Origin of the sequence: Saccharopolyspora rhizosphaerae (assembly GCF_003931915.1) — a bacterium.
Lineage (GTDB): Bacteria > Actinomycetota > Actinomycetes > Mycobacteriales > Pseudonocardiaceae > Saccharopolyspora > Saccharopolyspora rhizosphaerae.
The window spans coordinates 252368-278780 of the sequence record NZ_RSAA01000001.1; the positions used below are offsets into that span (position 1 = coordinate 252368).

Below are 26413 nucleotides of genomic sequence, written 5' to 3' on the forward strand. Positions count from 1 at the left end.
TTCAGCGCGACTCCACCGCCAGGATCGCCTCCGCCGCAGCCACCAGCTCAGCGTTGTCGGTGGCGATCTGACCGTCGGGCAGCACCAAGGTGTCCTCCAGGCCGATGCGCGTGGAGAAACCCCGCCGCGCTGCCACCCGCAGCACCGGCCAGGCACCCGCGCCCTCCCCGTGCAGCAGGATCGGCGCCGAGGCCGGGTGCAGCCGCCCCAACAACGCCTCCGCGGTGGCCGCCGCACCCGAAGCGGTGACGTCGGTGACCTCGGCCAGCACCCGCAGCACCCGCCCGCGGTGCGGGGAGAGCTTGAAGTGGTGATCACCGTCGGTGCCCGAGAAGATCCCCGCTTCCACGCCGACGCCGCGCTCCAGCAGCGCCGCGGCCACCTCATCGGCACCCGGCTCGTGCCAGTTCACCGAAGCGTGGTCGGGCAGCAGGGTCCAGGCCTTGATCGCCCGCACCCGCGAGGCGGTGTCGGGCGCGGTCCACGCACCCGTGGTCACTCCCACGCTCACCCCCGGCGCGGCGGCGCGCACCGCCCGCAACGCGGCGGCCACCGCGTGCGGGTCGAGGGTGTCGGTGCCATCAGCGGACTTGGGGTGCAGGTGCACGTCGGTGGCCCCCGCGGCCACCGCATCGGCGGCCGCCTTGGCCAGTTCCTCCGGACGCACCGGAAGGTGGAAGTGCTCGCGCGGTGACCGGGCGCCGTTCAGGCAAACCTGCAGCATGCGCTGATTGTCACCCCATGCGGTGCACCTGCGGTAGTTGATGAACTCGTTTCGTGATCAACGCGCACCCCGCCGGGGGCGTGCAGACCGGGCACTAGCGTGGTTGGCGTGTTGAGCGAGAGGATCGCGCGCGGCGTGGCCGCCGGGCAGATCACCCACACCTACTTCCGCTGGCCCAGCCCGCAAGCCCGCCCCGGCGCCCGCGTGCCCACCCGCGCCGGACTCATCGAGATCACCAGCCTCACCGAGGTCGACCCCGCCGAGCTCACCGACGACGACGCCGCCCGCGCCGGGTTCAGCTCCGCCGCGGGCCTGCGCGCGTCCCTCTCCCGCCACCGCGGCGCGACCTACCGGCTGGAACTGACCCACCTCGGCCACCCCGGCACACCCGCACCGCAACCGGCACCGCTCGAGCAGGCCCGCCGGCGCGAGCTGCAAGCCCAGCTGGCCCGCCTGGACCTGGGCACCCCGCGCGGGCCGTGGACCCGCCGGCTGCTCGAACTGCTGCGCACCCACCCGGGTATGTCGCCGGCCGAAGTCGCCGCCGCCCAGCAGCGCCCCGTCTCGCGCACCAAGACCGACCTGTGGCGACTGCGCGAACTCGGCCTGCTCGACACCACCGCCGAGGGCCTGCGCCTGTCCGGGCTGGCACTGTCCTACCTGGACGCCCCGTAGACCGTGCCCATCGCCTCGCGCACCCGCGCCAGGGTCGCCTCGGCGCGCTCCTCCGCACGCGCGTTGCCCTCCCGCAGCACCTGGTGCAGGTACCCCGGATCGGCCAGCAGCTCGGCCCGCCGCGCCCGCAGCGGCGCGAAGCAGGCGTTGACCGCCTCGGTCACCTCCGCCTTGAGCACCGCCGCCCCACCGGAGCCGATGGACCCGGCCAGCTCCACCGGGTCCCGTCCGCTGCACAACGCCCCCAGCAGCACCAGGCTGGAAACCTCCGGACGCGTGCCGGGCTCGTAGGTGATGTGGCGCTGGGCGTCGGTCTTCGCGCCCCGGATCAACCGCGCGGTCTCCTGCGAAGAGGACCCCAGCATGATCGCGTTGCCCCGGCTCTTGCTCATCTTCGCCCCGTCGGTGCCCAGCAGCAGCGGCGCGGCCGACAACAGCGCTTCGGGCTCGGGGAACACCGGCCCGTAGCGGTCGTTGAACCGCCGCGCGATCGTGCGGGTCAGCTCCAGGTGCGGCAGCTGATCCGACCCCACCGGCACCAGGTTGGCCCGGCAGAACAGGATGTCGGCGGCCTGGTGGGCGGGATAGGTGAACATCAGCCCCGACACACCCGACTGGCGGGAATGAGCGATCTCGTCCTTGACCGTGGGATTGCGCTGCAACTCCGGGACCGTCACCAGGCTCAAGAACGGCAGCAGCAGCTGGTTGAGCGCCGTCACCGCGCTGTGGGTGAAGATCATCGCCTCGTCCGGGTCGACACCGGCCGCCAGGTAGTCCGCGATCAGCGTGATCACGTGCCCCTCGAGGTCCTCGGCCACGTCGCGGTCGGTGAGCACTTGGTAGTCGGCGATCACCAGCCCCAGCTCCACACCCTGGCGCTGCAGGCGCACCCGGTTGTGCAGCGTGCCGAAGTAGTGGCCCAGGTGCAGCGGCCCGGTCGGCCGATCACCGGTGAGAACCCGGAACCGGGAGGGGTCCGCGGTGATCTCGGCTTCCAGCTCGGCGCTGCGCCGCGCCGCGGGAGAGATCTCGACGGTGCTGGTCATGGCGTGCTTCCTCTCGTGCCAGGCGCCGCCGACCGGGGCAGCCCGCACGAGCACGAGCGACGCGCACGAGAAGAGGGCCGTCGGTCGAACGGCCCTCGGGTGAACTGGGATGTGCCGCAGTGGGTGGCCGCTCCTAGCTGGAGCGCCACCAAGCAGAACTGCGCGTGCGGATCACACCCCCACCATAACCGGTGCGCGGCGAGGAAGTCAGGGCACCGCGAAGGTCATGGTCGTGTCGGTGACCTCGAAACCCAACCGCCGGTAGAGCCGCTGCGCCGGGTTGCCGACGGTCACCGCCAGCCCCACCCGCGCGTACTGCTCATCCAACCGCGCCAGCGCGCGGCGCAACAACAGGCCACCCAACCCGGCGTAGGCCGGTGCCGGACGGCGGTAGACGTCGCTGATCCAACCCGTGCCGCCGCGGTCGTTGACCACCAACCCGGCCACGACGCGGTCCGCGCCGTCGACGACCAGCGCGCTGCACTCCAGCAGCGGGCCCAGCACCCGGCCCGACAGCAGCGGCTGCAGCAGCTCGGTGCCCAGCGTGTGGTCGTCGGCGGTGACGTGGTCGGGATGCCCCGGTGGGTAGGCCTCCCGCCACGCCGGCAACAACGCCGCAGCAGGCCGGTCGCAGGCGGTGATCTCCCACGGAGGTGCCGGCGCGAGCTGCGCCCACTCCGGTGGCACCGGATCGGCCTGCAGGTCGCGGTGCATGGTGTGGGCGTGGCGGCGCAACTGCGCCCCGGCGGCCACCAGCCGCTGCCCGAGCTCGAGGTCGGTGACCACGTTCCAGCCGGAAAGCCGCGCGCGCAGCAGTCCCAGCACATCGGGCCCGTCGGTGTCGATCAGCCGCGCCAGGCGCGGGGCCTCGGTCAGCGGCACGTAACGCACCGTCGTGGCCCCGCCGGTCAGCGACACGACCTCACCGGTCCCGCTCTCGTGCAGCATTCAACGACCTCTACACCCCCGCATTCGCCCAGGGCAAGCACTTTTTCGCCCGACACGGCCGGGACACCGGCTCGAGCGAGGTCTTCTCACCGCACCCTCACCACCAGAGGCGCCGGCCGCCGCCGCGCCGCTCTCGGCTGCCCGGGCTGAGGTGCTCGTGCTGGAGCACCCGCCCTGCGCGGGACCGCGGTGGGTGGGCCATGATCGAAGGCATGATCGACCCGCGACTGCGCGACCGCGTCGCCGTCATCACCGGAACCGACAACGCCCTGGGCATCGGTGCCGCCATCGCCCGCGCCCTGGCCCGCCAGCAGGTGCGGCTGCTGCTGGTCAACCCGCCCGGTGCGGTCGACCACCTCACCCCCTCGCTGCGCGCCGACGGTCACACCGCGCACGCGATCACCGCCGACCTGGCCGACCCGGCCTCACCGGAGCGCATCTACGACGAGGCCGAGGCCCGGCTGGGGCCGGTGCAGATCCTGGTCAACAACGCCGCCCACAACGACCCCGACACCTTCACCCGCGCCCGCGGCGCGCGCCCCGTCAGCGCGGCGAGCCTCGACGCCCACCACGCGGTCAACACCCGCGCCCCGGCGTTGCTCATGGCCCAGCACCACCGGCGCCACCAGCAACGCCGCGACGAGTGGGGCCGCATCATCACCCTCTCCACCGACGCCGCCGACGGCGCACCCGGGGAGATCTCCTACTGGGCCACCAAGAACGCCCTGGAGTCGCTGTCGCGTTCGGCGGCCGCGGAGTTCGGGTCCGCCGGCATCACCGTCAACATCATCGCCCCCGGCCCGGTGCAGACCGGCTGGATCAGCCGCGACAACACCACCCGCTTCGCCGAGTTCAGCCCCCTGCGGCGCGTCGGGCACCCCGAGGACATCGCCGACATCGCCGTGTTCCTGGCCTCCCACCAAGCCCGCTGGCTCACGGGACAAACCCTCTACGCAGGCGGCGGCAAACGCATGACCTGAGTTTCGGGGGAGGACTTGTGCTGCGTGGCGGGGCGGGTGGCCGGTTCTGATCGGCTGCGTGGCTCCGTGCGCCACTCCTGATGCATGTCCGGTCCGCGGTGTCGTGGCGAACTCGCCACGACACCCCTCAGAACCGGCGGCGGTGCCAGCCGAGTCCCACACCTGGAGCAGCGGCTACCGCCGCACGCCCCTGGAGCCCCTCAGACCGGGCGGGCCCGGTCGGTCAGCAGGCGCAGAGGACGGTGCCCAGCAGCCACCGTTGCACCCGCATCCACACCGCGCGTCCCGCCAGCAACCGCGACACCGCGCCCGCGGTGAGCACGATCAGGGCGTTGACCGACAGCGCCACCACGATCTGCACCGCGGCCAGCACCAGCCCCTGCACAGCCACCGAGCCGCGCGCCGGGTCGATGCACTGCGGCAGCAACGACACGGAGAAGCACCGCGATCTTGGGGTTGAGCAGGTTGGTCACCAGCCCCATCGTGAGCAACCTGCCCGCACCCACCGGCGGTACCGGCCGCAGGGCGAACACCGACACCGCGCCCGGGCGCAGCGCCTGCCAGGCCAGCCACAGCAGGTATCCGGCCCCGGCCAGCTGCAGAACGGTGTGCAGAGCCGGGACCAGCGCGAACAGCGCCGAAAGACCGGCCGCGGTGGCCACGGCGTAGGCGCCGAAGCCCACCGCCACGCCCAGCAGCGACACCACACCCGCCCGGCAGCCCTGCGTCAGGGTCCGCGACACCAGGTAGAGCATGTTCGGCCCCGGTGTGAGGACCAGGCCCAACGCCACCACCGCGATCCCGCCGATCGCCGACCCAGCCACCACCGCGCCTCCCCTGCTCGCCCCGCCCGTCCCCAGGTGACGCTAGAGCGCAGTCGAGGCGGAACCCAGGCCAATCCCGGTGTGGTGGCGTCATCCACCCAGCACCGCAGGTGTGGTGCTGTGGTGCGGGTCTCGCCTCACCTGCCCGGCTGAATCGGTCCCGCACCGTGTCCACTGTGATCCATGACGGGTCTCCGACAGCGTGGCCGGACTGGGGATAGCATCCCCGGCAGAGCAAACCACCCGTCGAGCAGGAGAACGAGACCTCATGACCAAAGCTCCCGTCACCGTGACCGTCACCGGTGCGGCCGGTCAGATCGGCTACGCGTTGCTGTTCCGGATCGCCTCCGGCCAGCTCATCGACGCCGAAACCCCGATCAAGCTGCGGCTGCTGGAGATCCCGCAGGCGGTCAAGGCTGCCGAGGGCACCGCGATGGAGCTCGACGACTGCGCCTTCCCGCTGCTGCAGAGCATCGACATCACCGACGACGCGCGCACCGCCTTCGACGGCACCAACGTCGCGCTGCTGGTCGGTGCCCGCCCCCGCGCCAAGGGCATGGAGCGCGGTGACCTGCTCGAGGCCAACGGCGGCATCTTCAAGCCCCAGGGCGAGGCCATCAACGCCGGCGCCGCCGACGACGTGCGGGTGCTGGTGGTCGGCAACCCGGCCAACACCAACGCCCTGATCGCCCAGGCCCACGCCCCGGACGTGCCGGCCGACCGCTTCACCGCCATGACCCGCCTGGACCACAACCGGGCCCTGACCCAGCTGGCGCAGAAGCTGGGCGTGTCGGTCACCGACATCAAGAAGATGACGATCTGGGGCAACCACTCCGCCACCCAGTACCCCGACCTGTTCCACACCGAGGTCGGCGGCAAGATCGCCGCCGAGCAGGTCGAGCAGTCCTGGCTGGCCGACGAGTTCATCCCCACCGTGGCCAAGCGCGGCGCGGCCATCATCGAGGCCCGCGGCGCCTCCTCGGCCGCCTCGGCCGCCAACGCCGCCATCGACCACGTCCACACCTGGGTCAACGGCACCCCCGAAGGTGACTGGACCTCGGCCGGTGTGGTCTCCGACGGCTCCTACGGCGTGCCGGAGGGCCTGATCTCGTCGTTCCCGGTCACCGCCCGCGACGGCAAGTTCGAGATCGTCCAGGGCCTGGACATCGACGAGTTCTCCCGCTCGCGCATCGACGCTTCGGTCAACGAGCTGGTCGAGGAGCGCGACACCGTCCGCAAGCTCGGCCTGGTCTGAGCCCGAGCCGCGACCACGTGGGGTGGGTGCGATCCGCGGGATCGCACCCACCCCACGCTCGTTCCACCGCGAAAACTGCTTGCGAACGCGGGTGCCCGGCCAGCAGCATCAGCGCATAGACCGTCCCGCCGAACGCATCGAACTGCCCGGGGCGCTGCTGCGCCGCCCGGTGGCGGCCGACGCCGGCGCGCTGCACCAGGCGGTCACCGAGTCGCTGGAGCACCTGCGCCCGTGGATGCCGTGGGCCGCAGGTGACTACACTACCGATTCCGCGGTGACCTTCATCGACGAGGCCACCACCAGCTGGCACACCGGCCTCAGCTACACCTACCTGATCACCACCGGGCCGAGCATCGCCGGCGCGATCTCGCTGGAGCACCGCATCGGCGACGGCGGCCTGGAGATCGGCTACTGGCTGCACCCGGCCCACACCGGCCGCGGACTGGTCACCACCGCCGCACGCGCGTTGACCGAGCAGGCCTTCGCCCTGCCGGGCATCCACCGCGTGGAGATCTGGCACGACGCGGCCAACACCGCCAGCCGCCGCATCCCCGAACGCCTCGGCTTCACCTGCATCGACACCCAGCACCCGCCGCGTTTCGCCCACACAGCCGGCAAACGCGGCCTCGAGGTCGTCTGGCGGCTCACCCGACCGACCGCCTAGTCCCCCTCGGCTGCTCGACCTCACCTCCACGCCTGACGCAGGCAACGCACCAGGACCTCGCAACCCGCGTCCGCCACGAAGCGCTCAGGAACAAGCCGCCGGGACAGCTGCGTCGGCTTCGTCGGACTTCGCGCGAACGTCGAAGCCTGAAGTCCCCCTCGAAAATCGCGCGAAGTTCGACGGCGTCCTACGCGGCGCGCGTCCTGAGGGCGGTGGACTCCCCTCTCCGTGAACCGGCGCCTACTGCTCCTCTGCGGAAGACGCGGAAGACGCGGAAGGTGCGGGGGTCGAGCGCAGGGCACGCAGCTCGCCGCTGACCTCGTCGAGCTGGGACTCGGCCCGCTCCGCCCGTGCACGCGCCTGATCCCGGGCGTCCTGCACGGCCTCCCACCGCTGGGCGTGGGTGTCGCGCTCGGCCCGCAGCCGCTCAGCAGCCTCCTCCCGCACCCGCTCGAGCTCGGTGGCCTGCTGCTCGCGCAACTGGGCGAGTTCGTGGCGCTGGCGCTCGATCTCGGCCCGCGCGTCCTGCGCAGCCGCCCGCAGCTCCTCCAGCTGATCCCGGGCGGTCTCGGCAGCCGCCTCGGCGCGCGCGGCGCGTTCGGTGGCCTCCGCACGGCGGGAATCGGCCTCGGTGACCTCGCGACGCGCCTGCTGCTCGGCGGCTTGCGCCTGCGCCGCGGCCTCGGCACGCGCCCGCTCCACGTCGCGGTGCGCGGCAGCGATGCGCTCTTCGGCGTCCTCCCGCGCCCGGGTCACCCGCTCCTCGGCCTCCCGGCGGGCGGCGGCCGTGGCGACCTCGGCTTCGTTGCGGGCCGCCTCCACGTCAGCAGCGGCCTGACTGCGCGCTTGCTCGGACTCGGCGTGGGCCTGCTCCGCTTGCGCACGAGCCCGCTCGGCCTCCTCCGTGGACGACTCGGCCTGAGCGATGGCGTCCTCGGCAGCCTCCTCCGCGGCTCGACGGGCCTGCTCGGCCTCGCGCCGCTCCTGCTGAGCGGTGGCCAACGCCTGCTCGGCCTGGGCGATGCGGTGCGCGGCCTCGGCCTGGGCGGCCTGGATCTGCGCCTCGGCAGCCGACGGATCGGTCAGGGTGGCCAGCTCCTCCAACCCGGCGCGCAGGTTGCGGCCCAGCTGCTCGGACAACAGCCGGTACTGGCGCAGCAGCTCCTCGGCACGCAGCCGCGCCCCGTCGAACTCGCTCGAACCCTCCGCGGTGGCCGCGGCCGGGGTCGTGTCGGCCACGGCCTGCAGGCGCTGGCGCTGCTTCCACGCCCGCCAGCGGGTGTGCTCGGGCAGATCGCAGTACTCCGGCGGACGACCCGGCCCGCTGGGGCGCTCCACCGCCCGCTCGCACCCCGGGAACCGGCAGATCCCCTCGGCTTTGTCCTCGGCCCGCTCCGGCTGCTCACTCACGATCAGTGACGGTACCAAGCAACGCCCCCAACACCGGTGATCACCGGAGGTGGGCGACACTGGGACCGTGGTGGATGCCAGGCGGGATCTGCGCGCCCAGTGCGCGCAGTGCTTCGGGTTGTGCTGCGTGGCGTTGCCCTTCTCAGCCTCCGCGGACTTCGCGGTCGACAAGCCCGCCGGTCAGCCGTGCCAGAACCTGCTCGCCGACTTCTCCTGCGGCATCCACGACCGCCTGCGCGAGAACGGTTTCGCCGGGTGCACCGTGTTCGACTGCTTCGGCGCCGGCCAGCACCTGTCCCAGCACACCTTCGGCGGCCTGTCCTGGCGGCACGCTCCCGAGACCCGGGCATCGATGTTCGCGGCGCTACCGATCATGCGCGGGCTGCACGAACTGCTGTGGTACCTCACCGACGCACTCGACCGCACCGACACCACGCCGCTGCACCCGGACCTGCGCACGCGTCACGACGAGGTCGTGCACCTGACCGACCTCGACGCCGACCAGCTCACCGCAGTCGACCTCAACGCCGAACGCGCCCGCACCGGCGACTTGCTGGAACAGGCCAGCCGCCTGGTGCGCGGCGATCCGCCCGGCCCGAACCACCGCGGCGCGGACCTGGTGGGCCGCCGGTTGCGCGGGAAGGACCTGCGAGCCGCCCACCTGCGCGGTGCGCTGCTCATCGGCGCTGATGCCCGCCGCGCCGACCTGCGCCGAGCCGACCTGCTGGGCGCGGACCTGCGTGACACCGACCTGCGCGCAGCAGACCTCACCGAGGCGCTCTACCTCACCCAGCCGCAGGTCTCCGCTGCCCGCGGAGACGCACGCACCCGCCTGCCCCCAGGCTTGGACCGCCCGCAGCACTGGGAACCTCAGGCCCGCTGAGCGCCGCGATCCGCGAACCTGCGCCTGCTCCCGCAGTGGAGGTCTCGCCGGCCGACCCGAGCCTGACAACCGCATCGGACCGAGCGCGACAGGCAGAGGGCGGGTCCAGGGCTCACCCGGCAGATGGCGCCGCCCCGGACCTGTGCCGAGTCGGCCCGCGGTCTGCTCGACGTGCCCGGGACCCGCCTGCGGCACCGAGTTGAGCCCGCCTCGGAGGAACCGGTCCACACTGCGACTCCTTCCTGTGTCAGCCGAGGGCCAGCGCTTCGCCGAGAGCGGCGATCCGAGTGCGCGCACCCTCGAGGTCGCCTGTCCACACGGCGAGGTGTGCGGGTTCGACCCGGGACCACCGGTCGATCTCGGCCACCAGGTCGGCGAGGGTCTGGTCTGCCCTCCAGGTGATCCGTGCGCCTGCGGACACCTCCCAAGAGGTCAGGCTGCGCAAGTGCTTCCGGTCGTCGCTGAACTGCTCAGGTGTGCGGCCGACCGCCTGCCAGGCGTCGCCGAACCGAGCGGCGCGGCGCAGAGCCGAGGCTGAGGTGCCGCCGACGACGAGCGGCACAGGCGGAGAGGGCGTGGGCGCGAACGTGCCACCACCCGGCCCGCGTCCGGTGCGGTGCAGCTCGCGCACCGCCTCGAGGACCTCATCGGTGCGGCGCCCGCGGGCGGCGTAGTCGGCGCCGACCGCGTCGAACTCGGAGCGCTCCCAGCCGGTTCCGACTCCCAGCAGGACTCGTCCGGGGGCCAAGGCGTGCAGCGTGGCGGTCTGCTTGGCCAGCAGGACGGGCTCGCGCAGCGGTGCGATCAGCACCGAGGTGCCCAGCAGCAGTCGCTCGGTGTGGGCGGCCAGGAAGGCCAGCGTCACGAGCGGTTCGTGCACGCCGCCGTAGGTGGTGTTGTAGCCGTGCGGCGGCAGCAGGTGATCAGGCAGCCACAGCGCGCCGAAGCCGTGGTGCTCGGCTGCCACGGCGAGCTCGGCCAGGGCCCTGGGGTCGTCGGTGGCCGATTCACTGGGCAGGACGAGATCTACGCGCACGCCCGGACACCTCCCGCCACGCCACTCGGATCACCGTTGACGTGGCAGCAGACTCCGTGCGCGCCGGAGAGGCCTGAGATCTGCTCGGCGGAGCGGGTGACGTCGAGGCGGCCGGGCCGTGATGGCTCCAGTGCTGTGGTGGTCATGGCAGGATCTTCCACGTTGAGACCGGTGTGAAGGTCAAGAGGAGGACCAGCGGTGCGCATCGGGGACCTGAGCCGACGAACCGGAGTCGCAGCGCACCTCCTGCGCTACTACGAGGCCCAGGGACTGCTCGAGCCCACGCGCGGCGCCAACGGATACCGCGACTACAGCGACGACGCAGTGCTCACGGTGGTCCAGATCAGGAAACTGCTCGCCGCCGGGCTCTCCACAGCCGAGATCAAGCTCCTGCTGCCCTGCGCCTCCGGCGCGACCCCTGACCTGCACCCCTGCCCGGAGTTGCTGGCCACCCTGCGCACGCGCCTGCGTGGACTCGACGAACGCATCGACGCACTCACCCACTCCCGCCAGACCCTCCGCGCCTACCTCGACGCGGTCGACACCGGCACGCACTCCCGCTAGACCCTCGACCGGCGAGGGCCCCAGGCCACGGTGCTGTGCAACACCCACCACCTCGACGCCGCCATCACCGAACTCCGCGCCGCCGGATACGAGGTCGGGGACGAGAACGTCGCCCGCTTGTCGCCGTTCGTACGGCACCACATCAACATGCTCGATCGCTCCTCCTTCCTCACACCGGAAGTCGCCTGCGGCTTGCGGCCGCTGAGGAACCCGTCAAGCGCCGAGGACGAGGAGGAAGTAGACGTCTGACCGTGCGTTCTGGTGTCCCCGGGTGCCCTGATGCGCGCCGGGATCAGACGGATCTGCCTCAGAAGTTGGTCGCCGCTCGCTCGTCCTCTCCGTCACACGCAGCCTCGAACCAAGAACCCGAGCCTCTCCGAAGAACCTCGCCGTCCGCTACCACGTTCGTCGTGGTCATTCCGAGTGCCCGCGCCATGGTGTTGGATGCTTCGTGCTGGGGATGGACGTGCGCCGTCACTTCAACGACGTCGTGCGTGCGCAGCCACTTCACCATGGCCGTCGCGGCTTCACGTGCGTACCCGTTGCCCTGGTGATCACTTCCGACCACCCAGGCGAGTTCGGCGCTGAACCCCGGTGTTCCCAGCGGGGAGAGGGTTGTCTGGACGGTGCCGACGACACGTTCGTCCGACAGGCGCCGCAGGCCCCAGTTCAGCCAGCCTTGCTCGCCATCAGGAGAACTTCCAGCTGATTGCCTCAGGTACTTGGCTTCAAGCTCCTTGAGCGTGCACGGTCTCCCGCCGGTCCACTTGTGCAGGCGGAGCTCGTTGAAGACCGGTACGGCTCTGCCGCGTGCGCCACGCGCAACGGTTCGAGCCGAAGACGTGGTCGTGATGAGCGTGGCTGCTGGCCACGCGGCTGTGCCGGGCACGGTTCGATCGTCATGGTCCTTCCGCCCGTACTGGTCTGGTCTCGTTCAGTCCCAGAGCCGGTGTGAGCACAGACAGGCGGAAGTCTGGGATCTCTCACCGCCTCCGGGCGGCCGGATCCCGGGCTTGCACCGCGACCGTCGCGTCGGCGCCGAGTTCAGCGACTAGGCCGCGCACCGCGGTGGCGTAGGCGCGCCGGGTGTTCGAATTGACACACCTCGGCCAGGAACGACCGCACCGTCGGCCCTACCAGCGATGCTGCTGCTCAGCGCTGTTCTCCGTTCCGGTGTCCCTCGAACCCCGGAACGGCCTCGCGAACCAGCCGCCGGATGGGAAACTGCACGGCATGACCGAGCTCGTCGGTGATGCCGTCCTCACCGGTGCCCACCGACGCCGTGGTGCCACCGGGCCCGTCGTGCTGGCCGTGGCGGCGGGCCTGGCCGCCGGTGCGGCCACCTCCGTGGCCCAGGGCGTGCTGCCCGAACAGGTGGCGTCGCTGGCCAACTCCAGCGGCTCCTGGTGCCTGCTGGCGTTCCTGCTGGCCCTCACCGCCCCCTCAGCACCGGCCGGTGCGGTGTGCGGGTTCGCGTCGCTGGCCTGCATGCTCGCCGGCTACGTGCTCACCGCGTGGCTCCACGGCTACCCCTCCTCCACCGGCATGGTGGTGTTCTGGTCGGCAGCGGCCCTACTGGCCGGGCCCGTGCTCGGCGTGGGCGCGCAGTGGCTGCTGCGCAAGCCGGGACCCCACGCAGCCCTGGGCATCTCGTCGCTGTGCGGGGTGCTCATCGGTGAGGCCGCCTACGGGCTGCTGGTCGTCGCCGAGTCCACCGAGCCGCGGTACTGGTGGAGCGAAGGCGTGTTCGGCGTGGTGCTGCTGGTCGCCGCTGCGGTCTGGAAGTTGCGCGGGCTCGGGGTGATCCTGCAGGCGGTGCTGGTCACCGCCGCGGTGGCCTCTGCGTTCCCGGTGATGTACCTGCACGGCGGCGTGCTGATGCGGCTGCTGCCATGATCGAGGCATGCTCACCATCGTCACCGGCGGCTCGCGCGGTATCGGCGCGGCCACAGCTCTGCACCTGGCCGGCGAAGGCCACGACCTCGTCCTGGGTTTCCGCAGCGACCCTCGTGCCGCCGAGCAGGTGGCAGAGCAGGCTCGAGCACGCGGTGTGCGGGCGGTGGCGGTGCGCGCCGATGTCACCAGCGAACCCGACATCGAGGCCCTGTTCACCGCCGCCGCGGACCTGGGCCGGTTGACAGGGCTGGTCAACAACGCCGGGCTGACCGCGCACATCGCCGACCTCGCCGACACCCCCACCGAAACGATCCGCCACGTGCTCGACGTGAACCTGCTGGGCGCGATCTTGTGCGCGCGGCGTGCCGTGCAGGTGATGTCCACCCGCCGCGGCGGGGAGGGCGGGGCGATCGTCAACGTCTCCTCCAGCGGCGCCACCTTGGGATCGCCGCACGAGTACGTGCACTACTCCGCGGCCAAGGCCGGCGTGGAGGCGTTGACGGTGGGGTTGTCCAAAGAGCTGGCCGCAGAGGGCATCCGGGTCAACGCGGTCGCACCCGGGCTGGTGCGCACCGACATCCACGCCGGGGCGGGCAAGCCCGAACGGGTCGAGACCGCCGCGGCCCGCGTGCCGGCCGGACGTGCCGGTGAGCCCGAGGAGATCGCCCCGGCCATCGCCTGGCTGCTGGGCGAGCAGGCCAGTTATGCCAGCGGTGCGGTGCTGCGGGTGGCCGGAGGTCTCTGAGGCGGCGCGAAGGCCGCCTCAGAGACCGCGGGTTCACACGCCGAGCAGTTCCTTGAGGGGCTCGACGCAGAAGTACAGCACGAACAGCGCCGAGACCACCCACATCAGCGGGTGGATCTCCCGGGTGCGCTTCTGCACGCTGCGGATGAACACGTAGGTGATGAACCCGACGCCGATGCCGGCGCTGATGGAGTAGCTGAAGGGCATGACCACGATGGTCAAGAACGCCGGGATCGCCAGGCCGTAGTCGCTGAAGTCGATGCCGCGGATCTGGGTGAGCATCAGGAACCCGATGACCACCAGGGCGGGGCTGGCCGCCTCGAACGGGACGGTGGAGATCAGCGGGGTGAAGAACATCGCCAGCAGGAACAGCACGCCGGTGACCACGCTGGCCAGTCCGGTGCGCGCGCCTTCGCCGATGCCTGCGGCCGATTCGATGTAGGTGGTGTTCGACGAGGTCGAGGCCGCGCCACCGCTGACCGCGGCCAGCGAGTCGATGAAGAACACCCGCCCGATGCCGGACAGCTTGCCGCTGCGGTCGAGCAGATCGGCCTCGGCGCCCAAGCCCACGACGGTGCCCATGGTGTCGAAGAAGTCGACCAGCAGCAGGGTGAACACCAGCAGCAGCACCGCCACGATGCCCACGTTCTCCAGCGAGCCGAGGAGGTTGAACTGGCCCACCAGGCCCAGGTCCGGCACGCCCAGCACCTTCTCGGGCAGGGCGGGCACCACCAGGCTCCAGCCGCGCGGGTTGCTCGAGCCGTCATCGCCGGTGGACGGGCCGGTGTGGGTGAGCGCTTCGACGATGATGGCCAGCACGGTGGTGGAGATGATGCCCAGCAGGATCGCGCCCTTGACGCGGCGGGCCACCAGTGCGGCGGTCAGCAGCAGGCCGATGGCGAAGACGAACACCGGCCACCCGGCGAGGTTGCCGTCGATGCCCAGCTGCACCGGGGTGGTCGTGCCGGCTTCGTCGGGCACGCGGCGGATGAACCCGGCGTCGACGAAACCGATCATCGCGATGAACAACCCGATGCCCACGCTGATGGCGGTTTTCAACTGAGGGGGCACGGCGTTGAACACCGCGGTGCGCAACCCGGTGAGCACCAGGATGGTGATGATCAGGCCCTCGAGCACGATCAGGCCCATCGCATCGGCCCACGTCATCTGGGTCGCCACCGCCGAGGCCAGGAAGGCGTTGAGGCCGAGACCGGCGGCCAGGGCGAAGGGGTAGCGGCCGACGACGCCCATCAGGATCGTCATCACCCCGGCCACCAGCGCGGTCGCCGAGGCCACCGGCGCCACACCCAGCGTCGTTCCGGTCGCATCCTTGGCGGTGCCCACGATCAGCGGGTTGAGCACGACGATGTAGGACATCGCGAAGAACGTCGCCACACCGCCCCGGACCTCCCGGGAGAGCGTCGAGCCGCGCGCGGTGATCTCGAAGTAGCGGTCGAGCGCACCCACCGGTCTGGTGCTGCGCGGTGGTGAGGGCGTGGTGCGGGGACCTTCGGTCATCTGCTGCGCTCCATGGCGTTCGCGGACAGGCTCGAACGGGTGATCTTAGGCTTCCCTCGCGCCCGTTCTGGCCCGGGTTGTCGAAACGAAACACCGTTCTTCCACCGCGGTGACCCGCTCCTCACCGCGTCGGCCGCCGGTAGAGCTCGGTGAGCAGGTCGACGATCTTGCCGGCGTGGGGATGGCGTTCGTCGCGCCACCAGATCAGCTGCACCGGGATCGGCGGGGCGTCGCGCACCGGGCGGAACACCACACCGCTGCGCCGGTACTGGGTGAGGGTGGCCTCGGAAGTGATGCCGACGACGCGTCCGCTGGAGACCGCGGTCAACCAGTCGTCCACATCGGAGGTGTGCTCGAAGCGGGGTTGCTGCTCCGGCGGCCACAACTGCGGGGTGGTCGACCCGGCGCGGCGGTCGAGCAGCACGGTGCGCTCGGCGAGGTCGCTCAACCGCACGAAACGGCGCCGCGCCCACGGGTCGTCGGTGGCCATCGCGCAGTACCGGCGCTCCAGTCCCACCACGACGCTGGTGAAGCGACGGCGGTCCGGTTCGGAGCGCACCACCGCCACGTCGCAGGCGCCTTCGGCCAGTCCCGCGGTGGCGGAACCGGTGCGCACCAGCTGCAACCGCACCTCCGGGTGTTCCTGGGCCCACCTGCGTTGGAAGGCCACGGTGTGGCGACCCAGCGCCGACCAGGCGTAGCCGACCCGCAGCACCGCCTCGCCGCTGGTGGCGTCGCGCACCAGCTCTTCGACTTCAGCCAGCACTCGACGCGCCCGCGCCAGCACGCGGTGGCCTGCGGCGGTGGGAGCGACCTGGCGGCTGGTGCGCCGCAGCAGCCGGACCCCGAGGGTGTTCTCCAGCCCGGCGAGGGTGCGCGAGACCTGCGCTTGGGAAAGTCCGAGTTCGGCGGCGGCGTCGGTGAAGGTTCCTGCCTCCACGATCGCGACCAGGCACTTCAGCTGCCGCAACTCCACGTCCATGCATCGAGCGTATCGGTGGCGTGGCGGATGCATTGTGCGCAACAGTTCCGCGGCGTCAGGCTCGTCGCCATGACCACCGTGCACACCCCCACCCCGACCGCACCCTCACGTGGAGCCGGGGTGGCGTTGATGTCGGGCAGCGCCCTGTCCAACCAGTCCGGTGCGGCGATCGGCTCGCTGGCCTTCGACATCATCACCCCGGCCGGGGTCGTCGCGGTGCGCCAATGGCTGGCCGCCGTGCTCCTGCTGGCCCTCACCCGCCCCCGCCTGCGGGAGCTGACCCGAGCGCAGTGGCGGCTGGTGATCGCCCTGGCCGCGGTGTTCGCGGTCATCAACCTCGCCCTCTACAGCGCCATCGACCACATCGGACTAGGACTGGCCGTCACGCTGGAATTCCTCGGCCCGCTGGCGGTCGCCCTGGCCGGATCCCGCCGCCGCACCGACCTGGGATGCGCGCTGCTGGCCGCAACAGGCGTGGCGGTGCTGATGCGCCCGCAACCCACCACCGACTACCTCGGCATGGGCTTGGCGTTGCTGGCCGCGGTGTGCTGGGCCTGCTACATCCTGCTCAACCGGGCGCTGGGACGCAGCCTGCCCGGTGCCCAGGGAACCGCCACCGCCTGCGGACTCTCCGGCTTGGTGTTCGTCCCGATCGGCATCGCCGTGCTCGTGACCCACCCGCCAACCGCGCCCGCGCTGGCCTGCGCGATCACCGCAGGCGTGCTGTCCTCGGCGGTGCCGTTCCTGTGCGACGCGCTGGCACTGCGCCACGTCCCGGCCCCGCTGTTCGCGATCTTCATGAGCCTTAACCCGGTCCTGGCCGCCACCACCGGCATGCTCATCCTCGACCAGCACCTCGACGCCGCGCAGTGGGCCTCCATCGCCGCGATCGTCACCGCCAACGCCACCACGATCCTCACCCGCCGATAACCCGTTCCCGCCGGGCAGGGGGCCGCTCTGCGCGATGTCGCGCGAGGTCACGGGCGGCGACCCTGCGGTACGAGCAGCTTGCTGGTGCTGCGTCGCCGCACCTCGGGTGCGGGTTCTGCCTCCGCACGTGTTGACCACCACCAGCCCCAAAACCCCACCACTGCAGACCTCCGTCTGCAGCAGGTCCGACCAGCCGAAACCCCGGTGACCACGCACCCGATCACCGCAGTGGTCCCTCCCCTCGCCCGTGCGCAGCTCCGGCACACGCTGACATCCGGTGATCGGGCTGGCGGAGCACCGGGGCAAGACGTCACCGACTGCTGCGAGGACGGTTACCTGAAACCAGCAGTCATCAGATCCCTGGTTGCGTGCGGAGATCACCCCTCGGCCACCCGCGCGTCCACCCCACCAGCCCCGGAAGCCCGGATGATCGAGGGGCCGGGGCGATCCGTTCTTCTGCGACGACGGGAGACATCCGGCTACGACGGATCTCCGCCGTGGTGGGAGATCTAGTGGTGAGTCCGAGGCGCGCCATCGTGAGCCGATGCGTGGACCGATCGTCGACGTGCACCGTCGTGACCGGCCTTCGTGATCCGGGCGCCGCGGTGGCCGGCAGGGCGAGTGGTGGGCAGGTGGCTCAGCCAGGGCCCCGGGCTGGGGAGCCTCCGCCGACTGGCGCTCAGGGAGCGTTCTTCGCCGAACCCGGCGCTACGCACCTGGCGGCTGGCGGGCTCGCTGACCCCGCACTTCGGACGGCTTCCTCCGAGCCGCTCGCCCTACGAGCGGGCGCGACAGGGGCGCCGTTCGCCGGTGGTGCGGGGCGGCGCTCGGCGAGGCCACCCCGCACCACCCTCTTCCCCCGAGGTGGTGGGCTCGAGGTCAGACTTCGACGATGGCGATGTGGTTGCCGTCCGGGTCGCTGATCATGAACAGCAGCGGAGCTCCGGGGCTGCTCTCCGGCTCGGAGTCGATCTGGACACCACCGAGGGAGCGCAGCCGCTCGTGCTCGGCGTGCGCGTCGGGGGTTTCCACCCCGATGCCGCCACCGCCGGGTTGCCCGCCCATGGGCGGGTTCAGCGCCAGCCGTGCGGTCGAGCCCGGAGGGGCCACCTCCAGCCAGCGGTACTCGCCGTTGGGTCCGAAGGGGGTGTCGCCGCGGACTTCGAACCCGAGCTTCTCGGTGTAGAACCGCTTGGCCGCGTCCTGGTCGGCGACGGTGAACATGGTGACGCCGATGCTGTTGACGGTGGTGGGTGTCTGCGTGTGAGTAGCCATGCTCTGTGGACCACCCGCGGGCCGCGAACTCATCGGCGGCCGACCAAGATTTTTTCGTCACCGTGACTGAAATGATCATGGGGAATGATCATCGGAATCCGGGGGTGTGCGGGTCGCTTCGGCCACCAGGTGCGCCGGGTCGCGGCTCAGCGACAGCGCCACGTGGTCGTAGAGCTGGGTGATCGCCGCTGAGGAGTGTCCGAGCGCGTCGCGGCGGTCTTCCAGGGCCGCGCCGTGCTGGCGGGCGATGGTGTTGAAGGTGTGGCGCATCGAGTGCGGGGTGATGCGCTGCGGCATCGGCACCCCGGCCTGGCCTGCCGTGGACTGCACCAGCCGGTAGATCTGGTGCCGGTTGACCCGCCGGCCGTCCCGGGTGATCACCAGCGCGTCGGTGTCGGCATCGGGGCGCTGCTGCAGGTAGGCGTCCAGCACCCCGTGCAGCCCGCGCGGAATCGGGCGGATGCGCACCTTGCCTCCCTTCATCCGCACGGTCAGCACCCGCGTGCCTTCGCGCTGCCCCAGGTCGGACAGGTCGGCGTTGCACAGCTCCGAGACCCGCACGCCCAGGTCGATCAACAGCGCCATGACCAGCGCCGCGGCCTGCGGACCCAGGGTGCGGTGCTGGTACTGGCCGGCGCCGGTCAGCATCGCACCGGCCTGCTCGGCCGAGACGCTCGCGGTGGGTGAGTGCCTGCGGTCGTAGCGGGGCCGGGCGGCATCCCGCGCTGGGTTGGCGTCGATCGCGCCGGCGCGCACGAGGTAGGTGTAGAAGCTCGAGACCGCGGCGAGCTTGCGAGCGCGGGTGCTGGCGGCCGGGGGCCGCCCGGTGCGCGGGTTCGGCGTGGCGGCCAGTTCGGCGGCGTACATCTGCACCTCGGGCAGCCGCACGGTCACGGGCTCGAGGTCGCGGCGGGTGCACCAGTCCAGGTACTCGCGCAGATCGCGCGCGTAGGCCTGGCGGGTGTCGGAGGAGTCGGTGAACGAGCCCAGCCACGAGGCGATCAGCGCGCTGAGGCTGTGACCGGTGCGCGTGGCCGTGGCCAGCAGTTCCGTTTGCGCCCGACGTCCCGCTACCCCACCGCTCGGCGCCGTCTCGATCTCCACGCTCCCACCTTACCGCACATAAGCGCGATTATGCGCGGTGTCGTTCCCAGCGTTTTCCCGGGCCGCAGTTCCGTTTCGTTTACTTCATAACGTTAGTAACGTAATCAGTTTCAGAAGGATGCGGAGGCCGCGAGAACTAGCGGGGAGCCGATGGATCGGCGGTTGCGCGCTACCGGGGCTCGGGCGCGACCGCCGCCGGCTGTCGGCGCGGCACGAGAACACGCCCGGGCGACGGAGAGGACCCGCCGCGGTCAGCGACTCGGTTGCTCGCCGGCCAGGGAGTGGGAGCGGTTGGCTTTGAGCTGCCCGGGCAAGCCGGCTCGGCTGTCGAGGTGGGCACCCTCGCGACCCTCGGGTCGCTGATCAGCAGGTGCGGAGGCTTGCCGCACGAGGAAGCACGTGCCCCCGCAGTCGTGCACAGGTCTGCTCCACGCTCGCGCGCACCATTCTTCGCCGAGGCAGCGGGAGCGCGCACGAGGAACCGTCCGCATCGGCGGCAGCACTGTTCGACGCCGAACTGGTGCTGCTTGCCATCGTCGGCACGCCAGAACCGGTGTCGATGACTCGGACGTCGACTCACACCAGCAGCGCACAAGGCGCAGGAGGATCGGTCCGCGTTGACGGTGTCACCACGCCAGTCCTCGTCGAGCGCTCTCGGCATCGGCGTGGTCGGCGGTGACCTCGAACCAGGGCATGCCCCTGCCGGGTGTGGACGTCCACGTGCCCGCGCTGGCCGGGGCACCAGGCGCGCAGCCAGAAGCCGCATCCTGCAGTCTGACGTGTGACGCGGGTTTCGAGCGGTCGGTGGCGTGCTGCCGATGCGCGGCTCCGCAGAGCGGACCTCGCGTTGGGCGTTCCACCCGGCCATGAGCACGCCGTCGCGGACGCAGGGGTAGTCGATGCCGCGCTCGGCGGAGAGCTTCGTGCCGCGAGTCGCAAGGCGTGAACCCACTGCACGGCGAACGCCGCTTCGCTCAGCGAGATCCCCCGCTCGCGCGGACGTCGATCAACGGGCGGTTCGAGTGTCTCGGGGCACGATCGCCGGTCCGCACTGCAGCGAGCACGGTCCGGAGGCGAAGCGAGCGGAAAACCTGACCAGCGAGGACACCGAGGTCAGCCAAGCGCGTCCAGGCTGTAGGTCGTGCGCAGCTCAGTCGCGCACAGCGAGCGCCAGCACGGTGAACAGGACATCCCGTCGGTGCCACTGACGAGCGGCCCAGGATCGTCGAGGCGCGCTCCAGGTCCGGCGGTGAGCTCGCTGGTCGGTGGATCGATGTGCGCAGAATCGCCTCCCCGGCGCGCGAGTCGAGCCGGGCATCGGCGCCTGACCGTGGACGTCGGCACGCCGTCACCTCACGCCTGCACCACCCCGGCGGGCCGACTTGGCGGATCCTCAGGCAGTCCGAGGTTCCCTCGTCGAAGGCGAGCGGGTCGTGGTGGTCGACCTCCGACTTCGGAGGGTTCGACTTCCACCGCGGTCGCGCGAGACGCGAGGAGTGCACCGCGGTGACTGCTGCGAGGGTCTTTCGAGTCGCGCAGCTGATAGCTCGTGCGTGTGAACGACCCTCGCGTTGGGGGCGGGTGGTTGCACACTGTTGATCAACACCTGGTCGAAACGCCGCCAGTAGATCATCAGATAGTGTGATCACCCCCGACGTGGCGCTGCGGGGTGCAGTGGAGCGGATCACTCTCGCTGACATGACGCAAGGTACGATCAACCCCGCTCCCCCTGATTTCGAGCCTTTCCCCGAGAGGTCCGAGCGGTCCACTGCGGACACTTCAGGACGGCGCGCGCTGTGGCTGACCCTGCTGTCGGTGCTGACCCCGGGCGTGGCTCACTGGCATGCGGGGCGCCGACGCACCGCGACGGTCCTCGTCGTCTTCAGTGGCTTGATCTGGCTGTCCGTGGCGTTCGCCGTGCTCACCCTCGACCGCGAGCACCTGGTGGGAGCGGCTGTGCGTCCCGCGGTGCTGCTGCTGGTCGCCACGACCGCGATCGTGGTCATCCCCATCTGGATCCTCCTCGTGATCACCTCCTACAACGCGGTGCGGCCGCGGTGCCTCTCCCGGCGCCGCGCCCGCACCGGGCGGATCGCGGTGCTCGCCCTGTGCGTGGCGGTTGCCGCTCCGCCTGCGCTCGTGGCCCACTACGCCTACTCCCAGTACGACCTGATCAACGCCGTGTTCGCCGACGGCGGCGGCAGCCGCTCGTCGGCCGCCGCCGCCGACAGCGACGACCCCGCGGAATCGGCGAAACCGCTGCCGGGCGTCGACCGGCTCAACGTGCTGCTGCTCGGCAGCGACGCGGGTGACGGACGCGTCGGCACGCGAGCCGACACGATGGTCCTGGCCAGTGTGGACCAGGACACCGGCCGGACCGTGCTGCTGAGCCTGCCGCGGAACCTGCAGAAGGCGCCGATGCCGGAAGGACCCCCGAGGGCGAAGTACCCCGAGGGTTATCCGGGCTTGCTCAACGGCGTCTACCGCGAAGGCGAGGACCACGACCCCGGTCTCATGCCCGGTTCCCCGAACCCCGGCGCGGACCTGCTCAAGGGAACGATCTCGGAGGTCCTCGGCATGCCGGTGCACTACTTCGCGCAGGTCAACATGCAAGGTTTCCGCGAACTCGTGGACGCGATGGGCGGCGTCGACGTCAACGTCGCGCGCAGCATGCCGATGGGCAACACCGGCGCGTTCTTCCAGCCCGGGCCGCAGCACCTCGACGGCGCTCAGGCGTTGTGGTACGCCCGTTCGCGCACCGGGGCCAGCGACTACGACCGCATGGAGCGGCAGCGGTGCATGCTCTCCACGCTCGCCGAGCAGGCCGACCCGCTGACGGTGCTGAACCACTACCACCAGGTGGCCGCGGCGGCGAAGGACAACTTCCGCACCGACATCCCCGCCGACATGCTCCAGGACCTCGCGAGTTTGGCGAACAAGGTGGAACCGGCCGGCAGCGTCCAGTTCATGCCACCTCTGATCGAACCGAGCAATCCCGACTTCAACCACATCCGGGCGGTCGCCAAGGACACGGTCGCCCAGTCCGAAGCCGGCGAGGAACCGCAGGCCACCGCTGTGCAGGCCAACAGCCGCGTGGCGGCGGCTTGCTGAGGGCAGCCACCTCGCCGACGCTGCTCGGCCCTGACGGGCTCGCACGCCGAGCAGCGACCCCGGGTCTCCGCGCAGACCCCGACCCTGCGCGGAGACCCGGGACCCTCCTCTCGCTGAGAGACCTTCCGTGAGGCGGCGCAGACGGGCGCCACCCTCGTCACCGCTTTCTGCCTTCGCTTGAGGGGTGGTGGACGTTTCGCGCGAAACGTCCACCACCCCTCAAGCGAAGGCCTTCTCGCGTGAGGTGAGGCCCTCCCGCGAGAAGTTGGCGCTGTGACCCCGCCACACGCGGGCTTTCGAGCCCGACCGGGACTTGAGCGGCTTCGTGGTTGCGCGGCTCCTGGTGCAAGCCAGTACACGACGTCGCGGTGAACACGCATGATGCCGCTGGAACAGGTGCGCGGCGATGCCGTCGAAGGTCCTCTGCCGAACTTCGCGCGAACCTCGACGTGGAGCTTCCGGGGCCGAACTCCGCGCGAAGTTCGGACGCACTGGCGCGGCGCGGGAGCGAGATGGGGCTCCCCGCCGCTGCTCGTTCGAGCCTTGGGGAGACGAGGTGACTCCTCCGGCTCGAACGCCGCGCACAGCTCGGCCGGGGTGGCGGAGTCCCGTGGCCGGCACTACCGCTGCTGAGCGGGCCGCGCACCGAATTGCCGCGGTTCGCCGTGGATGAGCCGGGCAGGAAAACCTGAGTTCGTGACGACCACGCAATCCCAGGCGCTCTCTCGTTGTCACCCGCTGGCTTGGGCCGGAGCCGGCCCTGGGGCACGCCTACGTCTGCGCCGCTTCTCGGATGTTGCTGGGCGGCCTGCCCACTCACGCTGAGGGTGAGGGAGGACGGAGTCGAGGAACCCGACCACGCCTGCTGTTTCGGCCATTGTCAGCGTGGCGACCCGCTGGGTTTGAGTCGTGGTGGTTCCCGGCTGATCATCGGCGTGGTCACCTTCTTCGATTTTCCGGTCAAGGGGGAACGCCGAAGCTCGGGAGCTGGGTGCCCATGGGTGCCGTCCCGTACTCGTCCTCCCGACGTTCTGGGCGGCGACGGCACCGTGCTCTCGGCATGGGCGACTGGAGGAGCTGTTCCTGGCACCTTCAAGGGGGAACGGCGCTAAGGTTCGGAGATGTCTCGATCAGCAGTGAACGCCGATGACGTTGCTCGTGCTGTGCAGCTGGCCATCGCGGTGTTGCGCGAGGTGCCGGAGGAGGGGTGGCGTTCACAGGCCCGGTCGCTGGAGTGGGATCGTTGGGAGACCGTCGAGCACCTCAGCGATGACCTGTTCTCCTACGCCGTGCAGCTCGGTCCCGCTGAACCGTCCGCGGAGCGGCCCGTGCCGTTCGTGTGGCAGCCGCGGCGCAGGGCGGCCCGTGGAACACAGTGCACGCCGACCCGGGCTCCGGACCGGAGGGACTGCTCGAAACTGTGGAGGCGACGGCGGCTTTGCTGGTGGCGATGGTGCGCACAGCACGGCCACGCATGCGTTCCTTCCACGTCTACGGCACCTCCGATCCCGAAGGGTTCGCGGCGATGGGCATCGTCGAGACGCTCGTGCACACCCACGACGTCATCGAAGACTTGCCGCTGACCTGGAACCCGCCTGCCGAGGTCTGCACCAAGGTCCTCGACCGGCTCTTCCCCGACGCCCCCACCTCCACCGACCCGTGGACGACCCTGCTGTGGTCGACCGGCCGCGCGGAACTACCCGGGCGCCCGCGTCTGACCACGTGGCGTTGGTACGGCACACCCCGCGGGTGAGGACCCGTGGGACTCGGGCCCGCTTCCCTGCGGCGGTTCTGCCCCACCGCCTGAGGCGCTGATCAGGGATTCGTCAGTGACGTTTTCCGCTGTGGGCCCGGAAGCCGGTGGATCACGGCCCGTCGCAGCGATCGCCCGGCCGAGAGGGGTGACGTTCGGGCGATAGGTCCCTTTCGGCCCATTCCACCGCGAAGGATCTCGCGGTACTTCCCCGGAGAGCGGGCGCGTGGTCGGCGGGGGTCGGGGTGGACCGAGCACCCCGCGGAGCGCACGTGGTCCTTGGGCGTCGGATTCGACACGCTCAGGGTCGACGGCGCGCCCCTCCACCGCGGCGGCTCTCGACCACGGGTCGTCGCCGAACTCCGGGGTGCCGCCGTGTCAGCACCCGCATCGACCGGCTGGTCGCCACAGGCGTTTACCCACACCCCTCAGGAGACTGACCGGCGGCCCCTGGCCTGCGTTCTAGAACTCCGTCGGAGAAGCCGCCCTGACGCCCGAGTCGCCCACGCTGGACCAGGTGCCGCTGTCCCGCTGCCTGACGACGCACGGCTGGCAACGGCAGATCAAGACCGTCCAAGAGCGGCACCGCGAGCGCCGGGACGAGAGCGCCTCCGGCAACGTGGATTTCGCACGGCGAACCGGCTGCGGTGTCCCGGTGGGACGGACTTGAGCACGCCAGACAAGCCAGGCGTTGGGTCCTCGGGTGCCGAAGAGCCGTGTCAACAGCTGGTTCATAGGCCGAGGGCGAGCAGGAGGCGTCCGCGCATTCCTCCGGTCTCTTGGTCGAGGAGCGCGGGGAATCTCGGTGGGTCGAAAGAGCCTGGGCTCTGGTATGCCGCCGGGAGCTGGTTGGTGGGTAGATGACGTGGGTCGGGACTCAGTCGGCCCGGGTCGGGGACGTCGAGCCGGGTGGCGCTCGACGTGCCTTCGGTGTCGTCGGGCCGCTGCGAGGATCGGCGGTCCTGCCTCGCAGGTAACCCAGTCGTCCCAGCGCGGACCGCAGCAGTCCCAAGCTGCCGAGAGAGCACCGAGCCCAAGCTCGTCGGCGAGATCGAGCACAAGGCAGGACTGCGGCATCCCGGGATCCGGCGGCGCCCGGTTCGACCGATCGGCGCTGCGCGCAGCGGCAGCGAGCTCGCGCGTGCACGCGGAGCGATCCGTCGTTCATCCACGCTCCCCCGGGGGACCACCACCCCGGGGTGCGGCCTGGCATCTGGCAAGGTCTTGCCAATTCGCGTACACTTTCCAATTGGAAAACGAACTGGGATCGGAGAGCCGCTGATGTCAGGAACGCCTGAACTCGACCAGGTCGCCCACGCACGCCGCCAGCTGGCGGCCCACAGCCAGTTCCCGGCCGCCTACTGGGTGCTGTTCGGGATCGGCATGGTGCTGGTGGCCGGGCTCCCGATCTGGATCTCCTGGCTGAACGCGACGGGCGCCTCGGCGGTGACGTGGGTGATCGCGGCGGTGGGCATCGCCTCGTCGTTCTACTCCTTCGGGCGTCGTCGGCGCTCGGGGGTGTCCCTGCCCAAGCGGATCGGCTCCTACCCCGGCGCCTGGCCGTGGTGGCTGGCGAGCGTCGCGGTCACGCTGGGCGGTCTGCTCGGCATCACCGCGCTGGTGGGCGCAGGCCAGCGCGGTTTCGCGCTGCTGGTGTTGCCGGTGGTGGCGCTGCTGGTGCTGGCCACGCAGCTCAAGACGCGTTCGGCGATGCGCCGGGACCTCGAAGAGGGCCGGGTCCGGCCATGACCGAGCACGACCGGACCGCCCGCGCCGAGGAGGGCTCGGGCCGGCACCCGATCTTCGAGACCGGGCCGCGGCTGGCGCTGTGCGCGCTGCTGCAGGGCGCGGACTGGGTCGAGTTCGCCACGGCGCGCGACATGCTGGGGGTGAGCGACTCGGCGGTCTCCAAGCACAGCCGCACGCTCGAGGAGGCCGGCTACCTCGAGGTCCGCAAGGGTTCGGTGGGCAGGCGGCCGCGGACGTGGTTCCGCCTGACCCCCTTCGGCCACGACGCGATCCGCAGCCACTTGGACTGGCTGTCCCGGCTGCGCAACGCCCTCGACTCGGCCTGAGCGCACCTGCCCTTG

The 26413-nt window shown here is 71.1% G+C and carries 25 protein-coding genes and 1 pseudogene; 14 read left to right on the plus strand and 12 right to left on the minus strand.

Annotation, left to right across the window (positions count from 1 at the left end; translation table 11 throughout):
• Window position 1: 1 nt before the first annotated feature.
• Entirely contained in the window at window positions 2–724 is a 723-nt protein-coding gene (locus EIL87_RS01190; protein WP_125088240.1) for a 3-keto-5-aminohexanoate cleavage protein, read from the minus strand.
• Between the two features lie 108 nt (window positions 725–832).
• Here EIL87_RS01190 and EIL87_RS01195 point away from each other — a divergent pair, with 108 nt between their 5' ends.
• A complete protein-coding gene (locus tag EIL87_RS01195) occupies window positions 833–1399 on the plus strand; it encodes an ASCH domain-containing protein (RefSeq protein ID WP_125088241.1) in 567 nt (188 codons plus the stop codon).
• Here EIL87_RS01195 and trpS read toward each other — a convergent pair.
• A complete protein-coding gene (trpS, locus tag EIL87_RS01200; protein ID WP_125088242.1) occupies window positions 1381–2445 on the minus strand; it encodes a tryptophan--tRNA ligase in 1065 nt (354 codons plus the stop codon). The genes EIL87_RS01195 and trpS overlap by 19 nt on opposite strands.
• A 207-nt stretch (window positions 2446–2652) precedes the next feature.
• Window positions 2653–3393, minus strand: a complete 741-nt coding sequence (locus tag EIL87_RS01205; RefSeq protein WP_125088243.1) for a GNAT family N-acetyltransferase — start codon at window positions 3391–3393, stop codon at window positions 2653–2655.
• Window positions 3394–3605: 212 nt separating this feature from the next.
• Between EIL87_RS01205 and EIL87_RS01210 the strand changes: the two genes are divergently transcribed.
• Complete coding sequence (locus tag EIL87_RS01210) at window positions 3606–4373, plus strand: SDR family NAD(P)-dependent oxidoreductase (protein ID WP_125088244.1); 768 nt, start codon at window positions 3606–3608, stop codon at window positions 4371–4373.
• Between the two features lie 223 nt (window positions 4374–4596).
• On the opposite strand, the gene EIL87_RS27215 is transcribed toward EIL87_RS01210, so the two are convergent.
• Both EIL87_RS27215 and EIL87_RS27220 read right to left on the minus strand, forming a co-directional pair.
• A complete protein-coding gene (locus tag EIL87_RS27215; protein ID WP_233575965.1) occupies window positions 4597–4806 on the minus strand; it encodes a hypothetical protein in 210 nt (69 codons plus the stop codon).
• Window positions 4807–4840: 34 nt separating this feature from the next.
• Window positions 4841–5128: pseudogene (locus EIL87_RS27220) on the minus strand (LysE family translocator); the annotation flags it as partial.
• 337 nt (window positions 5129–5465) lie between these two features.
• Between EIL87_RS27220 and EIL87_RS01220 the strand changes: the two are divergent.
• Window positions 5466–6452, plus strand: a complete 987-nt coding sequence (locus tag EIL87_RS01220; protein ID WP_125088245.1) for a malate dehydrogenase — start codon at window positions 5466–5468, stop codon at window positions 6450–6452.
• A gap of 91 nt (window positions 6453–6543) precedes the next feature.
• Window positions 6544–7116 carry a GNAT family N-acetyltransferase gene (locus EIL87_RS01225; protein WP_233575927.1) on the plus strand — a complete coding sequence of 191 codons (573 nt, stop codon included), beginning with the start codon at window positions 6544–6546 and terminating at the stop codon, window positions 7114–7116.
• A gap of 240 nt (window positions 7117–7356) precedes the next feature.
• Here the strand turns inward: EIL87_RS01225 and EIL87_RS01230 are convergent, their stop codons facing one another.
• Entirely contained in the window at window positions 7357–8526 is a 1170-nt protein-coding gene (locus tag EIL87_RS01230) for a coiled-coil domain-containing protein (protein ID WP_199740133.1), read from the minus strand.
• A gap of 67 nt (window positions 8527–8593) precedes the next feature.
• On the opposite strand from EIL87_RS01230, the gene EIL87_RS01235 reads away from it, so the two are divergent.
• Window positions 8594–9409 carry a pentapeptide repeat-containing protein gene (locus EIL87_RS01235; RefSeq protein WP_125088246.1) on the plus strand — a complete coding sequence of 272 codons (816 nt, stop codon included), beginning with the start codon at window positions 8594–8596 and terminating at the stop codon, window positions 9407–9409.
• 247 nt (window positions 9410–9656) lie between these two features.
• Here the strand turns inward: EIL87_RS01235 and EIL87_RS01240 are convergent, their stop codons facing one another.
• Entirely contained in the window at window positions 9657–10445 is a 789-nt protein-coding gene (locus EIL87_RS01240) for a TIGR03619 family F420-dependent LLM class oxidoreductase (protein WP_125088247.1), read from the minus strand.
• A gap of 198 nt (window positions 10446–10643) precedes the next feature.
• Here EIL87_RS01240 and EIL87_RS01245 point away from each other — a divergent pair, with 198 nt between their 5' ends.
• Complete coding sequence (locus tag EIL87_RS01245; RefSeq protein ID WP_125088248.1) at window positions 10644–11009, plus strand: MerR family transcriptional regulator; 366 nt, start codon at window positions 10644–10646, stop codon at window positions 11007–11009.
• A gap of 30 nt (window positions 11010–11039) precedes the next feature.
• Window positions 11040–11258 (plus strand): transposase, encoded by a 219-nt coding sequence (locus tag EIL87_RS01250; RefSeq protein ID WP_233575928.1) that lies wholly within the window; start codon window positions 11040–11042, stop codon window positions 11256–11258.
• 58 nt (window positions 11259–11316) lie between these two features.
• On the opposite strand, the gene EIL87_RS01255 is transcribed toward EIL87_RS01250, so the two are convergent.
• Entirely contained in the window at window positions 11317–11898 is a 582-nt protein-coding gene (locus EIL87_RS01255; protein WP_199740135.1) for a GNAT family N-acetyltransferase, read from the minus strand.
• Window positions 11899–12242: 344 nt separating this feature from the next.
• Between EIL87_RS01255 and EIL87_RS01260 the strand changes: the two genes are divergently transcribed.
• Both EIL87_RS01260 and EIL87_RS01265 read left to right on the plus strand, forming a co-directional pair.
• Entirely contained in the window at window positions 12243–12905 is a 663-nt protein-coding gene (locus EIL87_RS01260) for a DUF6518 family protein (protein ID WP_125088249.1), read from the plus strand.
• A 7-nt stretch (window positions 12906–12912) separates the two neighbouring features.
• Window positions 12913–13650 carry an SDR family oxidoreductase gene (locus tag EIL87_RS01265; RefSeq protein WP_125088250.1) on the plus strand — a complete coding sequence of 246 codons (738 nt, stop codon included), beginning with the start codon at window positions 12913–12915 and terminating at the stop codon, window positions 13648–13650.
• A 33-nt stretch (window positions 13651–13683) separates the two neighbouring features.
• On the opposite strand, the gene EIL87_RS01270 is transcribed toward EIL87_RS01265, so the two are convergent.
• Window positions 13684–15168 (minus strand): NCS2 family permease, encoded by a 1485-nt coding sequence (locus EIL87_RS01270; RefSeq protein WP_125088251.1) that lies wholly within the window; start codon window positions 15166–15168, stop codon window positions 13684–13686.
• A gap of 121 nt (window positions 15169–15289) precedes the next feature.
• The gene (locus tag EIL87_RS01275; protein WP_125088252.1) at window positions 15290–16150 is read right to left on the minus strand and encodes a LysR family transcriptional regulator; all 861 of its coding nucleotides are present in this window, start codon (window positions 16148–16150) and stop codon (window positions 15290–15292) included.
• Window positions 16151–16219: 69 nt separating this feature from the next.
• On the opposite strand from EIL87_RS01275, the gene EIL87_RS01280 reads away from it, so the two are divergent.
• Window positions 16220–17080, plus strand: a complete 861-nt coding sequence (locus EIL87_RS01280) for an EamA family transporter (protein ID WP_233575929.1) — start codon at window positions 16220–16222, stop codon at window positions 17078–17080.
• A gap of 879 nt (window positions 17081–17959) precedes the next feature.
• Here the strand turns inward: EIL87_RS01280 and EIL87_RS01285 are convergent.
• Together EIL87_RS01285 and EIL87_RS01290 are read right to left on the minus strand one after the other, a co-directional pair.
• Window positions 17960–18355 carry a VOC family protein gene (locus EIL87_RS01285; protein WP_125088254.1) on the minus strand — a complete coding sequence of 132 codons (396 nt, stop codon included), beginning with the start codon at window positions 18353–18355 and terminating at the stop codon, window positions 17960–17962.
• A gap of 75 nt (window positions 18356–18430) precedes the next feature.
• Window positions 18431–19459, minus strand: coding sequence for a tyrosine-type recombinase/integrase (locus EIL87_RS01290; RefSeq protein ID WP_125088255.1), 1029 nt, complete (start codon window positions 19457–19459; stop codon window positions 18431–18433).
• A gap of 1698 nt (window positions 19460–21157) precedes the next feature.
• Here EIL87_RS01290 and EIL87_RS01295 point away from each other — a divergent pair.
• From EIL87_RS01295 to EIL87_RS01310, 4 genes are all read left to right on the plus strand, one after another.
• Window positions 21158–22570: an LCP family protein gene (locus tag EIL87_RS01295; RefSeq protein ID WP_125088256.1), complete on the plus strand. Its 1413-nt coding sequence runs from the start codon at window positions 21158–21160 to the stop codon at window positions 22568–22570.
• A 1474-nt stretch (window positions 22571–24044) separates the two neighbouring features.
• Window positions 24045–24323: a hypothetical protein gene (locus tag EIL87_RS27225; RefSeq protein WP_233575930.1), complete on the plus strand. Its 279-nt coding sequence runs from the start codon at window positions 24045–24047 to the stop codon at window positions 24321–24323.
• A 1281-nt stretch (window positions 24324–25604) separates the two neighbouring features.
• Complete coding sequence (locus tag EIL87_RS01305) at window positions 25605–26072, plus strand: hypothetical protein (protein ID WP_125088257.1); 468 nt, start codon at window positions 25605–25607, stop codon at window positions 26070–26072.
• Window positions 26069–26398 carry a winged helix-turn-helix domain-containing protein gene (locus tag EIL87_RS01310; RefSeq protein WP_125088258.1) on the plus strand — a complete coding sequence of 110 codons (330 nt, stop codon included), beginning with the start codon at window positions 26069–26071 and terminating at the stop codon, window positions 26396–26398. The genes EIL87_RS01305 and EIL87_RS01310 overlap by 4 nt, the downstream gene beginning before the upstream one ends.
• Window positions 26399–26413: the final 15 nt, after the last annotated feature.

Coding starts and splice junctions, on each gene's coding strand:
- EIL87_RS01305 (WP_125088257.1), top strand. CDS start 25,605: ATGTCAGGAACGCCTGAACTCGACCAGGTCGCCCACGCACGCCGCCAG.
- EIL87_RS01310 (WP_125088258.1), top strand. CDS start 26,069: ATGACCGAGCACGACCGGACCGCCCGCGCCGAGGAGGGCTCGGGCCGG.
- EIL87_RS01220 (WP_125088245.1), top strand. CDS start 5,466: ATGACCAAAGCTCCCGTCACCGTGACCGTCACCGGTGCGGCCGGTCAG.
- EIL87_RS01295 (WP_125088256.1), top strand. CDS start 21,158: ATGACGCAAGGTACGATCAACCCCGCTCCCCCTGATTTCGAGCCTTTC.
- EIL87_RS01190 (WP_125088240.1), bottom strand. CDS start 724: ATGCTGCAGGTTTGCCTGAACGGCGCCCGGTCACCGCGCGAGCACTTC.
- EIL87_RS01275 (WP_125088252.1), bottom strand. CDS start 16,150: ATGGACGTGGAGTTGCGGCAGCTGAAGTGCCTGGTCGCGATCGTGGAG.
- EIL87_RS01285 (WP_125088254.1), bottom strand. CDS start 18,355: ATGGCTACTCACACGCAGACACCCACCACCGTCAACAGCATCGGCGTC.
- EIL87_RS01210 (WP_125088244.1), top strand. CDS start 3,606: ATGATCGACCCGCGACTGCGCGACCGCGTCGCCGTCATCACCGGAACC.
- EIL87_RS27225 (WP_233575930.1), top strand. CDS start 24,045: ATGCGTTCCTTCCACGTCTACGGCACCTCCGATCCCGAAGGGTTCGCG.
- EIL87_RS01260 (WP_125088249.1), top strand. CDS start 12,243: ATGACCGAGCTCGTCGGTGATGCCGTCCTCACCGGTGCCCACCGACGC.
- EIL87_RS01280 (WP_233575929.1), top strand. CDS start 16,220: ATGACCACCGTGCACACCCCCACCCCGACCGCACCCTCACGTGGAGCC.
- EIL87_RS01265 (WP_125088250.1), top strand. CDS start 12,913: ATGCTCACCATCGTCACCGGCGGCTCGCGCGGTATCGGCGCGGCCACA.
- trpS (WP_125088242.1), bottom strand. CDS start 2,445: ATGACCAGCACCGTCGAGATCTCTCCCGCGGCGCGGCGCAGCGCCGAG.
- EIL87_RS01205 (WP_125088243.1), bottom strand. CDS start 3,393: ATGCTGCACGAGAGCGGGACCGGTGAGGTCGTGTCGCTGACCGGCGGG.
- EIL87_RS01270 (WP_125088251.1), bottom strand. CDS start 15,168: ATGACCGAAGGTCCCCGCACCACGCCCTCACCACCGCGCAGCACCAGA.